The sequence below is a fragment of the Bradyrhizobium sp. AUGA SZCCT0177 genome, from assembly GCF_018130125.1.
Lineage (GTDB): Bacteria > Pseudomonadota > Alphaproteobacteria > Rhizobiales > Xanthobacteraceae > Bradyrhizobium.
The window spans coordinates 95,542-109,318 of the sequence record NZ_JAFCMA010000019.1; the positions used below are offsets into that span (position 1 = coordinate 95,542).

A 13,777-nucleotide genomic window follows, 5' to 3' on the forward strand; every position below is an offset into this window, starting at 1 on the left:
GTTGACAAGCGCGGCAAGGCGTTCCGCCACCGTTCGCTGCTGCACAATTCAAAGACTGCATCCTGAACCGGGAGGACGCCCGTGGTCAGAGAAGGTCCTGCGCAACCCGCACCACCGCCAAAAGAACCCTATCCCGCCGACAAGGCGCGGGGCGCCGAGGTGATCCTCAATACGCCGCTCAGAAAATGGATCTTCTTTGGCGGGCTTATCGGCGCGATCCTGCTGGTGCTCGTCCTGAGCCTTGTTCGCCTCGGAAGCGGGTAACGGAGACTGCCATGAAACGAAGCCTGTTCTGCGCGATCTTCGTGCTGACCCTGAACGGTGCCGGTCTCGCCCAGCCTCCGGGAAACGTTCCCGCATTCTACATCGTGCTGAACTCGCTGACGAAGACCTGCACGGTGGTCGACAAGTCCCCTCGCACCGATACACCTAACATCACTGTGGCCAGCGATACGATCTATAAAACGCGAGCCGAGGCGGAAACCGCGGTCAAGGCGCTGAAGCCATGCAACCAATAGCGCGGCATCCGCAACGCATCAGCCTGACGGTTACTTCTTGAGAGGCCCGATCAGCCTTTCGTAATGCGTCTTGACCGAACCGTAGCATTCGCAGGCACTCGCCTGCAGCGCTTCTGCATCCACGATCTGGATCTTGCCGCGGGCATATTTGATCAGACCCGTCTCCTGCAATGTCCTGGCCACCGCGGTCACACTCGTTCGTCTGACACCCAGCATCTCACCGAGATATTCCTGCGTGAACGGCAGGTAATCACTATCGGACAAATCTCTCGCGCGCAGCAACCAGCGGCAGAACCGCGCTTCCACCTGGTGCGTGGCAAAACATGCAGCGGATTGCTGGGCCTGGGCGTAGACCGTTTGTTCGTGCCGCATGAGCAGGGCAAGCAGTTTCGGGCTTTGTATTGCGACCGATTTCAGGGCTTCGATGTCGCATACCACAATCTCACCGCTAAGCTGAATGATGCCGCGGCTCACCGCTATCTTCCCGTCAAGCGCTGCGGAAGCACCCACCACACCGTCTTTGCCGATCATGGCCGCTTCGACCATTTCGCCGGTCGAAAGCGTGATCACGAGCGACACCACGGCGCTGGTCGGAAAGTAGACGTGGCGGATTCGCTGGTCCGCCTCGAACAACACCCGGTGCTGGTCGAATTGTGCGGCCTTCAAATGCGGACCGAGAAGTTTCATGTCGGACGGCGGGAAAAGGCTGAGCAATTGATTGTTCATGAAATGCGCTCCTGCTGACAGGCGGGAGCGCGAACTACTCTCAGCTATCGGTGCTTTCGCGGGATACCCGATAATTGCCGGACGGTACGTCAACTACCGGACATAGCAAGAAAATAATCCCACTATGTCGGGTATCGGACAGACGCCGGAACTCATTTGGCGAACGATCCGACAGGCTTACAACGGGCTCGGGAACCTCCATTTTGCAGGATGCCGTTTGGCGCGCCGCGACGAGCAGGGCCCGATCAAACCAGCCGGCGAGATGTGCATGAAGGAAGGATCATGTCCAAAATGGCGGACGTTCCCCTTTCCTCGATCGAACGGCCGCGCTGCGGCAGGTGCCTCACCCGGATGATGCTGGTCCGACTAGCGCCTTTGTCTGACGGGTCGGAGGAGCGGACTTTCGAATGCCCGAAATGCAACGCGATCGAGAGCAGGACGGTTGCCGACCCGCTGAAATCGGAAGCCGTCGTGCGGCTGACGACCAATGTCCGGCCGCCGGTTTGACGAAAACCTGAGCTTGACGGAGATCGCGATGCGGGTCGCAGGCGCCTCTGCGTGGACCGTCGTGATCGCCGTCTCGATATTCTTCGCGATCCTATTTTTCCTCGGGGCGGGCTGACGTTTTCCGTGGCTGACGGTCTGGCTTGGCTCAGGTCTTCGGTGGCCGGCCTCGTTTCGCAAACAGCATGCCCTGCATGTCCACGGCGTTTTGCAGAATGCCGGCGCGTTTCATCGCTTCGGTGCGCTCCGGGCCGGGGGCCATGGTGTGGGCTGCTTCAAGCGCGGCCAGCGCTTCGGTTTCGAGATCGAGCCTGGGGCGGGGATTCTTGATCGGTCTGGCCATGGATCTAACGCTTCGGCTGGGTTTTGGTCGGATTATCGATGACCGGGCCTGGCGCGGCTTCCTGAGGGGGCAACCGTCCCGGCTCGAGACCTGTCCGATCCACGGCCGTCGTATCCAGCGGGTCGATTGCCTCGATCCTGGTTTCGGCATGGGCGCACTTCGGGCATTGATAATTCCGATGCTCGAAACCTTCCGGTCCCGCCGACACGGCAACCGTCAGCATCCGCGTTTTGCAGTCAGGGCAGCGCGGACGGTGGATGGGCAACAGCTCTGGATCAGCTCTGGTCCCGGGCATGCCAAAAAATACCGCCGTCCGAAAACGGTTGTCTGTCTGATACCTGACCAAGAAAGTCACTAAAATCAGGTTCCGCCCGCGACGGTCCTTCGCCTTTGGTAGGCAGCGCGAGGGGCTGGCCGGAAGTAAGCGGCGTGGGCCAGCTCCCCGCCGGATTCACTAAAGCTTTGCGTTGCAACGGCAAATTCATTGCCTGTTCATGACGTTTACACTACGTTTTCATGACACGACCAGGTTCCGGCTGCGTCGTGCGTCTCCTGGCCGTCGCCAGCCAAGGCATTTGCATTGCGCCGGGTAGTGTTGCGTCCCGCCCATGGCGCCCGCGCCAAACCCAGGTCCCTCTGCCACCGCTGCGGTTACCGCCGGCATTGCCGCGATCGGCATATGGCGGCTGTTGGCCGTCGCAGCGCCGCATATGGCCGCGCTGGCGATCATGCTGCAGACCGAGGCCGATTTCGGCTCGCGCCTGTGCTTCGCACTGTCGTGGGGCATCCTGAACTTGCTGTTCATCGCGCTGCTGCGCCGGCCCGCGCTGTCGGGCGCGCTGTCGCTGACGCTGGTGGTGGCGCTAGTTCTGCTGTCGCAGTTCAAGCACGGCGTCGTGCAGATGACCGCGAACTTCGTCGATCTGATGGTGATCGATCGCGACAGTGCGGCTTTCCTATTTACGATCTTTCCGAACCTGCGCTGGTCGGTAATCTCGGCGGGCCTTGTGACGATCCCGCTGATGTATGCGCTGTGGTGGCTCGATCCGTTCCGGATCCGCCGGTTGCCGGCGCTGGCGGGGATGCTCGCCTGCCTTGCCGCGCTCACCGGATACGCCTTTGCCTGGCCGGACGAGGCCTGGCGCGGCTACTATCCCGACGGATATCTGTCCAAATTCGCCCGTTCCGGCGTCACCGCGGTCTCGGATTTCGTCAACTACGGCTTCATGGAGTCCGACGCCGTCTCCGCCGGTCGCCTCAAGCTGCCGCTGGTGGATTCATGCGCCCCGGCGGGGCGGCGGCCGCACATCATCATGGTCCATGATGAGTCGAGCTTCGACATTCGCCAGGCGCAGGGCGTCAAGGTCCCGGCGGGCTACGGCAGTCATTTCGACTCCTTCGACGGCAAGGCGCGCAAGTTCGTGGCCGAAAGCAGCGGCGGCGCGAGCTGGTTCACCGAATACAACGTGCTGGCCGGGCTTTCGTCGCGCTCGTTCGGCCGGTTTTCCTACTTCGTGACCCGTATCGCAGCGGGCCGCGTCGAGCGCGGCTTGCCGCTCGCGCTGCGCCGCTGCGGTTACAGCACGACCTCGCTCTATCCCGCTCACGGCGCGTTCATGAGCGCACGCGGCTTCCACACCACCACCGGCATCCAGAAATTCTACGATGCACGCGATCTCGGCGCCAAGGGCATCGAGCCCGACAGCTTCTTCTATGACAAGGCCCTGAACCTGTTATCGCAGAACGCAGCATTGAACCCGCAATTCATTTTCGTCTATCTCGCCGCCAATCACTTCCCGTGGGAGACGCCGTTTCGTGCGGACCTGACGCCATCCTGGTCGAAGCCCGGCAACGCGCCCGTGGTCGATGAGTATGTGCGCCGGCAGACCATGAGCGCCAACGACTACGCGGCGTTCGTCGCGGGGTTGAAAAAGAAGTTCCCGGCGCAGCCGTTCCTGATCGTGCGCTATGGCGACCATCAGCCGGAATTCTCGTCGCATGTTCTCGATCCCGGGATTGACGAGACCGCCGCCGGCAAGAAATTCGAGAGTTACGATCCACGCTATTTCACGACCTATTATGCGATCGACGCCATCAATTTCGAACCGGTCAAGAGCCCTGCGGTGATGGAAACCGTCGACGCGGCCTATCTGCCGCTGGTGGTACAGGAGGCCGCCGGCATCCCGCTCGATCCCTCCTTTTCGGAGCAGAAGAGCATCATGCTGCGATGCAAGGGCGTGTTCTATGCTTGCAAGGGCGGTGCGGAAGCCCGACGCTTCAACCGGCTCCTGATCGACGCCGGTTACGTGAAAAACCTCTAGCAACAAGGGAGGGCAGCATTCCAGCCTCCGCCAAACCTGCAGCAAGCCGGACCGGCGATACAGCATCGCGCGGGGTCTGGTTCTATGCCGGCGTCGGCGTGGTCGCCGCATTGCATCTTGCGGCCCTGGCTGTCCTGCTCAGCACGGAATACGGATTCGTTGGGATCACGCTCGCGCTGCTGGCGTGGGTTTTTGTGAATTGCCTGTTGCTGCTGGTGCTGCGGCGGCCCGGCGTCGCCGCGGCGCTGGCGCTTGTTCTGGTGGTGCTGCTAATCGTGCTGTCGCGCTTCAAGTTCGACATTTTGCAGCTATCTCTGACGTTCCTCGATTTCCTGATCATCGATCGCGATACGTTTTCGTTCCTGCTCTCGGTGTTCCCACAGTTGCGGACGCAGCTGATCGTGGCGGCGGTGATTGCCGTTCCGCTGCTGTGGGCGATCTGGCGCGCCGATCCGCTTCGCGCAGCTCGCGGGCCTGTGCTGGCGCTTCTTGTCGCAACGACCGTGTCGATGTCGGCGATGTCGGTCGCTGCGCCCGAGCAGCCTTGGGAGCCGTTCCAGGGCATCAATCATATTTCCAACCTCGCGCGCTCGGGCGTGGTCGCGGTGTCGCGGCTGGCCTCGACCGGATGGATCGAGGCCGATCCGCCGGCGAGCGGCTCGCTTGGCCTGGCCCCGGGTGCGCACGCCACGGCCCGGCCGGCGCTGCCGCCAGACGAAAAATGCGATACCACTGCCAAGCGCCCGCACATCATCATGCTGCTCGACGAGTCGAGTTTCGACATCACCGCAGCACCCGGCGTCAAGGTGCCGCCAGGCTATTCCGACTACTTCAAATCCACCGACGGCAAGCGACGGACCATGATCGCGGAGGCGACAGGCGGCCCGACCTGGTACACCGAGTTCAATGTCCTGACCGGCATGTCGGCGCGCTCGTTCGGCGATCTGAAGTTCTACGTCACGAGGATCACCGCGAACCGCATCGAGCGTGGCCTGCCGCAAGCGCTGCAGCGCTGCGGCTACAAGACCGTCTCGCTCTATCCGACCTATGGCGACTTCCTCAGCGCGCGGGCGTTCCAGAAGGGTGTCGGCGTCAACAGGTTCATCGACATGGCCGACATGGGCGTCAATGAGGACATGCAGCCCGACAAGTTCTACTTCGATCAGGCCTTGAAGGCGTTTGCAGACGAGCAAGCGTCACAGTCGCCGGTCTTCATGTTCGTGTATCTCACGGCCAATCATTTTCCCTGGACCAGTGTCTACCGGCCCGATCTGACGCCGGACTGGAAACCGCCGGGAAATACGCCGGAGATCGACGAGTATATTCGCCGCCAGAGCATGACGGCGAACGACTACCGCGATTTCACCGCACGGCTGACGCGCGACTATCCGGACCAGTCGTTCCTGGTGCTGCGCTTCGGCGATCATCAACCGGCAATCTCGCAGAAACTGCTCGAGCCCGGCATCGACCGCAAATTGCTGGGGCAACGTTTGATGAGTGCGGATCCGCGTTACTTCTCGACCTACTATGCGCTGGATGAAATCAACTTCCAGTCGCCCGATTTGTCGTCGGCCCTCGCAACCCTCGACGCCGCCTACATTCCGCTAGTCATCCAGGACGCCGCCGGCGTTCCGCTCGATCCCTCGTTCAAGGAGCAGAAGAGCATCATGCTGCGATGCAAGGGCGTGTTCTATGCCTGCAAGGACGGCGCAGAAGCCAGGCGCTTCAACCGCCTCCTGATCGACGCCGGCCTGGTGCGGGGACTGTAGTGGCGTAGGGTGGCAAAGCGCTAGCGTGCCCACCATTTAATTCGAAGAGCAATGGTGGGCACGGCGCTAAGTGCGCCTTTGCCCACCCTACGTTTCGGCATCACTTATTTCTTCTTCACGGCGGCAAGGATGCGGTCGGCTTCCACGCGCCAGTCGGGGCTGCGGGCAAACGCGTCGGTGCCCTTCGCACCGAACAGGCCTTCGTCGGCGAGATCAGCGATAAAGGCCTGGCGTTCGGCGGTGCCTTCCGCCGACCATGGTGCGAGGCCGGCCTCGCGCACGGTTTCAGCCACTTCGCGAACCTCCTCGCTGCGGCGGCGGCCATGCTCGATCACGCGCTGGAAGAAATAGGTGCCCTGTTTTTCCCAGTCGATGCCGGGAAAGGTTTCCGTGAGCGACGCCAGCACCGCGTCCTCGACGCCATAGGCGCGCGCGGTGGTAAAACTCTCGATCACCATCGCTTCCAGGCCCTTGATCATCACGCTGCGACACATCTTGACCGCCGAAGCGACGCCCAATTCCCGGCTTGCCACCTTGGCGTCAAAGCCGAGTTCCACCAGCAGCGGCGCGAGCGCCTCGGCACCGGCGCCGCCAAGCAGCAAGGGCACCTTGATGCGGTACGGCGGGATCGAGGTCATCACTGCGCCTTCGACGTAGCGGCCGCCCTTGCCGTCGATCAGGCCGGCGGCGCGCTGCTTGGCGCCCGGCGATGCCGAATTGAAATCGAGGAACCAGGCATCCTGCCTCACGGCCGGCGCGCAAGCCTGCGCGACCGGGACAGCCTGGCTTGCGGTGACGGCGGAAACGATGAAATCGGCTCTCGCGGCGAGATCGGCATGGGACGCCGCAAGCGCGACACCATGTGCGAAAGCATGGTCGCGCAGGGCGGAACCCGTCTGATCGCTGCGCAGCTTGATATCGTAGGCAGCGACCTTCACGTCCTGTTTGCGCAGGTCCTCGGCGAGAATGCGACCCACTTCGCCATAGCCGACGAGACCTACATTCCAGTGGCGGGGATTGGTCGAGGGTGCGTTCATCAAGACATTCTCCAGATCGGTGGCCCGGTGAAGGGCAACGCGGCTACCGGTGTTGAATTCCGGCTTTCTCGATCGCTTCTTGCCAGTCTTTGATGCCGGATTTCAAGCAGGCTCCCGTCCCGCACAAAAGCCTACGGCTTCAGCACGCTTGCAAAGAACGCAATCGCGCGTGCGATTGCGTCGCGGGTCGCGGACGCATTGGCGACGTCGCTCTGGCGCGAGGGACTGGGATCGTCGAAACCATGCGCCGCATCGGGGTAGAGCTGGAACTGGATGTCGCCACCGATCGCGCGGCTCTTGGCGACGAAGTCGGCGCAGCGCCGCGGCGAGACTTCCTCGTCGGCCGATCCATGCAACACGCGCACCGGCGCGTAAGGCTTGATCCCATCGGCGAATTGGCCTTTCAGGCCGCAGCCAGGGTAGAACGCCAATCCGGCCCGGAAGCCGGTTGCGGGCGTCGGCGCTGACAAGCCGGGCGCAGTCACCGACATCGTGGCGAGCGTGGCGCTGCCGCCGTTGGACCAGCCCTGCAACGCGACCCGATCGGCGATCACGTCGTTGCGTGTCCGCAGGTAAGCCAGCGCGCCATAGGCGTCGAGCGGGCGAATGGTGATTTCATTCAATTCATCGGGACGGGAATCGTAGCTGAAACGGGGAAAACCAGTTGGATAGCCGCGAGGACCAAAACCATCGACCAGGATGGCGAGATAACCTTGCCGGGCCCAGATGTGTCCCCATTGCTGATTGCGTTTCGAAAGCGTCGAGGCGTCATATTTGCCATTGGCGGCCGAGGCATAAACGCCGGCGCGGCCATGCATCATCACCACCGCAGGCGTGCGCGATGCATGCGGCACCTCCGGCAAAAAAACATAGCCGACCAGTGTCGTCCGCCCATCGGCACTCGCAAAGGTGACGCGCGCGGGCAGGGATGCGGCTGTGGCATCGGCCATTCCGAACATCAGTAACGACATCGCAGCGATACAAGCGGCAGGCGGTAAGAAAGAGTGCGAAAAATTCACGGCGCGGTTCCATGTGAGCCGGGACAGCTTAGCGCAGGTCACCTACTTCGTCCCGATCTGCTCCCACAGCCACCTCGCCACCGCATCGGGCGAGGAAGTAGCGTCGTTGCCGGCCGCGCGCAAGTTCGCCTCGCGCATCACGGCGATATCGATCTTGCCAAGCAGCGGCTGCAGCGCCGCCCGCAACGCCGCATCGCCGGCGCGCCTGGGGGCGAGCAGCACCACCGCATCGTAGGGCGGGATCGCGTGCCTGGGATCGGTGAGCACCACCAGATCGTATTTCGCGATCAGTCCGTCGCTGGTGTAGCCCGCGATCACGTCGACTTCGCCGGAAGCTGCCGCGGCATACATGAAGTCCGGCTGCATCTGCCGTTGCGCGCGGAACGACAGCCCGTAGGCCTTTTTCAGCCCGGCCCATTCCGGCCGTGAAAAGAACTCGTAGTCCGCGGCCATCGACATTCCTGCCGCGTGCGGCGCCAGATCGGTGATGCTGCGGATGCCGAGCTGCTCCGCCCGTTTGCGCGGCATCACCAGGGCATAGGCGTTTTCGAAGCCGAGTTCGCCGAGCAGCGTGATGTTCTGTTTGGCGAGCGTGGTCTTCAACTCGTCGAGCACCTCCTGGCGAGGCCTGATGTCGCTGCGCTGGAACTGATTGGCCCACAGCGTGCCGGAATAATCGACGTAGAAATCGATATCGTTGGCGGCCAGCGCCCCGAAGATCACGTTCGAGCCGAGGCCTTCGCGCGAACTGGCAGAGAGGCCGGCGGCTCTCAGCCGCTGCGCCATCAGCGCCGACAGCACATATTGCTCGGCAAAGGTCTTGGCGCCGATGACATAGCTGGTTTGCGAGCGCGTCATGGCGGGCACCAGCGTCGCGGCGACCAGCATCGCGATGCCGGCGCCGCCAAGCACGGCGCGCACGCGGCTGCGGTTGCGCAAGCCGTTCTCGATCAGCGCCAGCAATTGATCGACGGTTAGCGCCAGCACCGCGGCCGACAGGCAGCCGAACAGCACGAACACCCAGTTCTGGGTCTGCAATCCAGCAAAGATGTAGTTGCCGAGGCTGGTCTGGCCGATCGGCGTCGACAGCGTCGCGGTGCCGATCACCCAGACCGCCGCGGTGCGGATGCCCGCCATCATGACCGGCAATGCCAGCGGCAGTTCCACCGTGAACAGCGACTGCCGCGGCGTCATGCCGACACCCTGTGCGGCTTCCAGGATCGCGGCATCGACGCCCTGCAGGCCGGTGATGGTGTTGCGCAGCACCGGCAGCATCGAATAGAGCGCCAGCGCCAGCACGGCGGGGAGGAAACCGAAGGCGGAAAATCCAAATCCGAACCACGACAGCGACACCGCCGCGAGCGCCAGCAGCAGCGGATAGAACAGCGCCAGCAGCGCCAGGCCCGGAACGGTCTGCACGATGCTGGCAAGCCCGAGCAGCGCGCCGCGCAGTGCTCGACGATTGCGTGCCGCAATCGCGAGGGGCAGGCTGACCGCGAGCCCCAGCGCCAGTGCGGTGACGCTGACGCGGACATGGTTGCCGAGATAGTCAGGCAGATGCCCGAGCGCTTCGCTCCAGCGTGGATCGGCGAACAGGTTCATGCCGCGCCATCCCGCGGCAGCAGCGCGCCGAGCCGTTCTGCCTGCCGCCGCGGCGTGCGCAGCAACTCGCCGACGTAAGCGTCGCTGCTATCAGAGAGTTCAGCGGGCGTGCCTTGGGCCAGAAGCCGTCCGCCGCGCATGATAGCGATGCGGTCGGCGAGCAGAATGGCCTCGGTCATGTCATGGGTGATCATGACCGTGGTCAGCCCGAGCCGGCGGTGCAATTCGCGATAATCGTCGCCAAGCGCGTCGCGGGTGAGGGGATCGAGCGCGCCGAACGGCTCGTCCATCAGCACGATGCGCGGTTTCGCGGCAAGCGCCCGCGCCACGCCGACGCGCTGGCGCTGGCCGCCGGACAATTCATGCGGCAGCCGGTCGCGATGCTGCGCGCGGTCGAGCCGCACCAGATCGACCAATTCATCGACCCGCGCCACAATTTCGTCCGCAGGCCAGCCGAGCAGCTTTGGCGTGATGCCGATATTGCCGGCGACGGAAAGATGCGGAAACAGCCCGCCGCTCTGGAACACGTAGCCGATCCGCCTGCGCAGACCGATCGGGTCGACATTGCGGACGTCCTCGCCTTCCACCGTGACGTGGCCCTCGTCGGCGTCGATCAGCCGGTTGGCCAGCCGCAGCAGCGTGGTCTTGCCTGACCCCGAGCCGCCGACAATGGCCAGGAACTCACCCTCGGCGACATCGAGCGAGACGTCGTCGACCGCCACCACGCGGTTCGCGCCTCGGCCACCGTCGAAGGTCTTGCCGACATGCGCGTAGGAGATGAGAGACGAGGCGGGCATTCGGCGTGGATTCTCTGCAAGGGAAATAGCGATAGCCGAACAATCGGCTAATCGTGAGCCGGGTGCCAACCTTTTTCTGCCGCCGGCACGCGGTAACGCCATTCGATGGCCTCGTCGGCCGGCAGGCCATTGAGGTGACGCGGTCAGTCCTTCGGGATCATCGCCGAGGCCATAAACGCTGCGACGGCAGCGGAATATTCCGCCAGTCCCTCATGACTAAGATGCATATCGTTACCTCCCCAATAGAAGCGCTCGGGGCGCGATCCGGACCGCTTCTTCAGTGCCTCGGTGGCATTGAAGAAAAGAAAGCTGTTGGCGACGCAAATCTTTTGCACCGAAGAGCTGACGAGATTGTTCCACAGGCGGCCCTTGGCGTCGGGTTTGAGGTGCTGGAGATGTGGATGAGAGATGAACAGCACGCGGCTGCCGTCCCTGGTGTAATCCTTCAGCACCTCTGCCAGCTCCTGCAGATTGTTCCTGAAACTCAGGAGCGGCTCTGCATATTTCCGTTCGAGATCGGCGCCCTGGTCCTGCGAATAGGAAAAGAGGGTGAAGTCCGTTCGGTTCTTCTCAACCACCGCTGGCATATGGACAAAGGAGTGCCAAAGCTTTGCCGCAAATCGCATCAGGTACAGGGGATGCTTGCGAGCTTCCATCAGGCCGAGGCTGCATTCGCGTCCAATGGGTGAAGCCTTGACGCCGACATTTTGTCCGCGTTCGTTGCGGACAATCAGCCCGCGGTATCGGGCGAAGTCGTCGTACAGATCGGTTTCGTCCACGTCGACCACGATATAGTCGGGACGCAGTACCGGCAGCAGCTTCTTGGCCTGCGGCACGAAGATGGCCGGGGAATACGAGGTATATCCCGCATTGTAGGTCTTCAGGCAGGAACCGCGCTCTGTCTTGAAGTATTTTGCAACGTGATACGGCAGCGTGTTCTTGTCGTCGTAGCCTTCCATAAAGGAATCGCCGAGGAACAGGACCGAAACCGGGTTTTCGCACTCGGCCTGCTGTGCCGTATCGTCGGTGATCCTGATGCCGTTCGCGTCAAACGATCGCTTGTAGCTGAAGCCGGTCGAATCGCCGTAGATGCACAGATTCTGGTCTTGCGGTGTCGGCTGATGGTTCACCACGTCGGATTGCCAGTTCAAATTGACACCAGCCATTTCGAGATCGTACAGCGGACCGAAATACTGCTGCAGCCGAAACCCAATCTCAAAGATCACGGCCCACGTGATGACCAGCAGTACCGCCGATCCGACGAGGTGAAACCCCCGCTTCATTGAACGTCTCCGGCATGAATTCCGAACAGATCAGTAGATACCCAAATTCGTTGCATGGCGATGGGTCTGTCGATTGGCGATCACCAAAGCAGACCGGTCGAGCTGGCAAAAAGAAGCGGTGACCGGGGTGGCGGCCCGGCCTCCAGCAATGGCAATAAGATCAATTACCACGTCGCGGTGCCGCGTTGAACTTATCGTTCGTAACCGCTAAGGCATGACCCAAATTGGGGAGGGGACGCAGTGGATACGGTACAGCCTACGGCGGTCGCGCTTGATGAGGCGACGGTGGCATTCCGCTTGGCCGACGCACGGGTCTATACGGCGGTGGAAAAGGCCCGGCTTTCGGTTGCGCATGGCGAGTTCGTCGCCATCGTGGGTCCCACCGGATGCGGGAAATCGACGCTGCTGAACGTCGCCGCCGGCTTGTTGAAGCCGGCCGCGGGCGCGGTGCGGATTTTCGACCAGCCGCTCACCGGGCTCAATCGGGACGCCGGCTATCTGTTTCAGGCCGATGCGCTGTTTCCCTGGAAGACCGCGATCGACAATGTCGCCATTGGCCTCGAGATCAAGGGCGCGCCGCGGGCGATGGCGCTGGAGCGCGCGCAGGGCTGGTTGACGTCGGTCGGGCTCGGCGCGTTCGGCAATCGCTATCCGCATATGCTGTCCGGCGGGCAGCGCAAGCGCGTTGGGCTCGCGCAGGTGCTGATCCGCGATCCCAAGATCCTGCTGATGGATGAGCCGTTCGGGCCGCTCGACGCCCAAACCCGCCAGATCATGGGCAATCTCTTGCTGCAACTATGGACCGCCGACCGCAAGGCGGTGCTGTTCGTGACCCACGATCTCGAAGAGGCGATCGCGCTGGCCGACCGCGTGGTGATCATGTCGGCGGGACCCGGCGCGCGCATCATCGGCGACTGGAAGGTGGCCTTGCCGCGCCCGCGCGACATCTCGGAAGTGCGGATGGAAAAGCAGTTCCACGAGCTGCACCGGGAAATCTGGAGCGTTCTGAAGGATGAAGTGATGAAGGGTTACGCGCAGTCTTCGCAAGCGGCGGAGGCCTCCTGATGTCCCGCCTGACGCTGCTGTTCTGGCAATTGATGGTCGCCGTGGTCGCGCTCTCGCTGTGGCAGTTCTTTGCCACCGTGCCGGTGTTCGGTCGCATGTTGCTGCCGCCGTTCTTCTTCTCCACCCCGGTCGATGTCGCCAGCCAGATCTACAAATGGTTCGCGACCGGCGTGATCTGGAAGCATCTGATGATCACGCTGTGGGAGTCGGTCTTGGCCTTCGTGATCGGTTCGGTCGGCGGCGTGCTGGTCGGCTTCTGGTTCGCGCGCCAGCCCCGCGTCGCCGCAGTGTTCGATCCCTATGTCAAGATGATGAACGCGTTGCCGCGCGTGGTGTTGGCGCCGATCTTCGCGCTGTGGCTCGGGCTCGGCATCTGGTCCAAGGTCGCGCTCGGCGTGACGCTGGTGTTCTTCATCGTGTTCTTCAACGTCTATCAGGGCGTCAAGGAGGTCAGCACCACCGTGCTCGATAATGGCCGCATGCTCGGCATGAGCGAACGGCAGTTGACGCGGCATGTGTACTGGCCCTCGGCGCTGTCGTGGATGTTTTCCTCGCTGCATACCGCGGTCGGTTTCGCCGTGGTCGGCGCCGTCGTCGGCGAATATCTGGGATCGGCGGCCGGCCTCGGCTACCTGATCCAGCAGGCCGAGGGCGTGTTCGACGTCGGCGCTGTCTTCGCCGGCATGTTCGTGCTGTCGGCCTTCGTGATCCTGATCGATTTCGGCGTGACGCTGGTCGAGCGGCGGCTCTTGGTGTGGCGGCCGGCGCCCGTGGCGCGGGATTGATCGACGCC

The 13,777-nt window shown here is 62.7% G+C and carries 14 protein-coding genes; 7 read left to right on the forward strand and 7 right to left on the reverse strand.

Going from position 1 to position 13,777, the window contains the following annotated elements; genetic code table 11:
• Positions 1-81 precede the first annotated feature (81 nt).
• Positions 82-264: a hypothetical protein gene (locus JQ597_RS22375; RefSeq protein WP_212000204.1), complete on the forward strand. Its 183-nt coding sequence runs from the start codon at positions 82-84 to the stop codon at positions 262-264.
• Positions 265-275: 11 nt separating this feature from the next.
• Positions 276-518 carry a hypothetical protein gene (locus tag JQ597_RS22380; RefSeq protein WP_212266494.1) on the forward strand — a complete coding sequence of 81 codons (243 nt, stop codon included), beginning with the start codon at positions 276-278 and terminating at the stop codon, positions 516-518.
• A 30-nt stretch (positions 519-548) separates the two neighbouring features.
• Here the strand turns inward: JQ597_RS22380 and JQ597_RS22385 are convergent, their stop codons facing one another.
• The gene (locus tag JQ597_RS22385) at positions 549-1,244 is read right to left on the reverse strand and encodes a Crp/Fnr family transcriptional regulator (RefSeq protein WP_212266496.1); all 696 of its coding nucleotides are present in this window, start codon (positions 1,242-1,244) and stop codon (positions 549-551) included.
• Between the two features lie 282 nt (positions 1,245-1,526).
• Between JQ597_RS22385 and JQ597_RS22390 the strand changes: the two genes are divergently transcribed.
• The gene (locus JQ597_RS22390; RefSeq protein WP_212266498.1) at positions 1,527-1,751 is read left to right on the forward strand and encodes a response regulator; all 225 of its coding nucleotides are present in this window, start codon (positions 1,527-1,529) and stop codon (positions 1,749-1,751) included.
• A gap of 145 nt (positions 1,752-1,896) precedes the next feature.
• Here the strand turns inward: JQ597_RS22390 and JQ597_RS22395 are convergent, their stop codons facing one another.
• Complete coding sequence (locus JQ597_RS22395) at positions 1,897-2,091, reverse strand: hypothetical protein (protein ID WP_212266500.1); 195 nt, start codon at positions 2,089-2,091, stop codon at positions 1,897-1,899.
• 608 nt (positions 2,092-2,699) lie between these two features.
• On the opposite strand from JQ597_RS22395, the gene JQ597_RS22400 reads away from it, so the two are divergent.
• Positions 2,700-4,412 (forward strand): sulfatase-like hydrolase/transferase, encoded by a 1,713-nt coding sequence (locus JQ597_RS22400; protein WP_212266502.1) that lies wholly within the window; start codon positions 2,700-2,702, stop codon positions 4,410-4,412.
• Between the two features lie 98 nt (positions 4,413-4,510).
• Complete coding sequence (locus tag JQ597_RS22405; protein ID WP_349628869.1) at positions 4,511-6,181, forward strand: sulfatase-like hydrolase/transferase; 1,671 nt, start codon at positions 4,511-4,513, stop codon at positions 6,179-6,181.
• 104 nt (positions 6,182-6,285) lie between these two features.
• Here the strand turns inward: JQ597_RS22405 and JQ597_RS22410 are convergent, their stop codons facing one another.
• The 5 genes from JQ597_RS22410 to JQ597_RS22430 form a co-directional block, all read right to left on the reverse strand.
• Positions 6,286-7,218, reverse strand: a complete 933-nt coding sequence (locus tag JQ597_RS22410; protein WP_212266506.1) for a DUF1932 domain-containing protein — start codon at positions 7,216-7,218, stop codon at positions 6,286-6,288.
• A 131-nt stretch (positions 7,219-7,349) separates the two neighbouring features.
• Positions 7,350-8,168, reverse strand: coding sequence for a dienelactone hydrolase family protein (locus JQ597_RS22415; RefSeq protein WP_212266508.1), 819 nt, complete (start codon positions 8,166-8,168; stop codon positions 7,350-7,352).
• Between the two features lie 111 nt (positions 8,169-8,279).
• Entirely contained in the window at positions 8,280-9,839 is a 1,560-nt protein-coding gene (locus JQ597_RS22420) for an ABC transporter permease/substrate-binding protein (protein WP_212266510.1), read from the reverse strand.
• Positions 9,836-10,636 carry an ATP-binding cassette domain-containing protein gene (locus tag JQ597_RS22425; protein WP_212266512.1) on the reverse strand — a complete coding sequence of 267 codons (801 nt, stop codon included), beginning with the start codon at positions 10,634-10,636 and terminating at the stop codon, positions 9,836-9,838. The genes JQ597_RS22420 and JQ597_RS22425 overlap by 4 nt, the downstream gene beginning before the upstream one ends.
• 143 nt (positions 10,637-10,779) lie before the next feature.
• Positions 10,780-11,919 carry an SGNH/GDSL hydrolase family protein gene (locus JQ597_RS22430; RefSeq protein ID WP_212266514.1) on the reverse strand — a complete coding sequence of 380 codons (1,140 nt, stop codon included), beginning with the start codon at positions 11,917-11,919 and terminating at the stop codon, positions 10,780-10,782.
• A gap of 240 nt (positions 11,920-12,159) precedes the next feature.
• Here JQ597_RS22430 and JQ597_RS22435 point away from each other — a divergent pair, with 240 nt between their 5' ends.
• Both JQ597_RS22435 and JQ597_RS22440 read left to right on the forward strand, forming a co-directional pair.
• The gene (locus JQ597_RS22435) at positions 12,160-12,984 is read left to right on the forward strand and encodes an ABC transporter ATP-binding protein (RefSeq protein ID WP_212266516.1); all 825 of its coding nucleotides are present in this window, start codon (positions 12,160-12,162) and stop codon (positions 12,982-12,984) included.
• Positions 12,984-13,769 (forward strand): ABC transporter permease, encoded by a 786-nt coding sequence (locus JQ597_RS22440; protein WP_192737957.1) that lies wholly within the window; start codon positions 12,984-12,986, stop codon positions 13,767-13,769. Before JQ597_RS22435 ends, JQ597_RS22440 begins: the two co-directional genes overlap by 1 nt.
• Positions 13,770-13,777 lie beyond the last annotated feature (8 nt).

Coding starts and splice junctions, on each gene's coding strand:
- JQ597_RS22420 (WP_212266510.1), bottom strand. CDS start 9,839: ATGAACCTGTTCGCCGATCCACGCTGGAGCGAAGCGCTCGGGCATCTG.
- JQ597_RS22410 (WP_212266506.1), bottom strand. CDS start 7,218: ATGAACGCACCCTCGACCAATCCCCGCCACTGGAATGTAGGTCTCGTC.
- JQ597_RS22390 (WP_212266498.1), top strand. CDS start 1,527: ATGTCCAAAATGGCGGACGTTCCCCTTTCCTCGATCGAACGGCCGCGC.
- JQ597_RS22380 (WP_212266494.1), top strand. CDS start 276: ATGAAACGAAGCCTGTTCTGCGCGATCTTCGTGCTGACCCTGAACGGT.
- JQ597_RS22395 (WP_212266500.1), bottom strand. CDS start 2,091: ATGGCCAGACCGATCAAGAATCCCCGCCCCAGGCTCGATCTCGAAACC.
- JQ597_RS22440 (WP_192737957.1), top strand. CDS start 12,984: ATGTCCCGCCTGACGCTGCTGTTCTGGCAATTGATGGTCGCCGTGGTC.
- JQ597_RS22415 (WP_212266508.1), bottom strand. CDS start 8,168: ATGGCCGATGCCACAGCCGCATCCCTGCCCGCGCGCGTCACCTTTGCG.
- JQ597_RS22385 (WP_212266496.1), bottom strand. CDS start 1,244: ATGAACAATCAATTGCTCAGCCTTTTCCCGCCGTCCGACATGAAACTT.
- JQ597_RS22400 (WP_212266502.1), top strand. CDS start 2,700: ATGGCGCCCGCGCCAAACCCAGGTCCCTCTGCCACCGCTGCGGTTACC.
- JQ597_RS22430 (WP_212266514.1), bottom strand. CDS start 11,919: ATGAAGCGGGGGTTTCACCTCGTCGGATCGGCGGTACTGCTGGTCATC.
- JQ597_RS22425 (WP_212266512.1), bottom strand. CDS start 10,636: ATGCCCGCCTCGTCTCTCATCTCCTACGCGCATGTCGGCAAGACCTTC.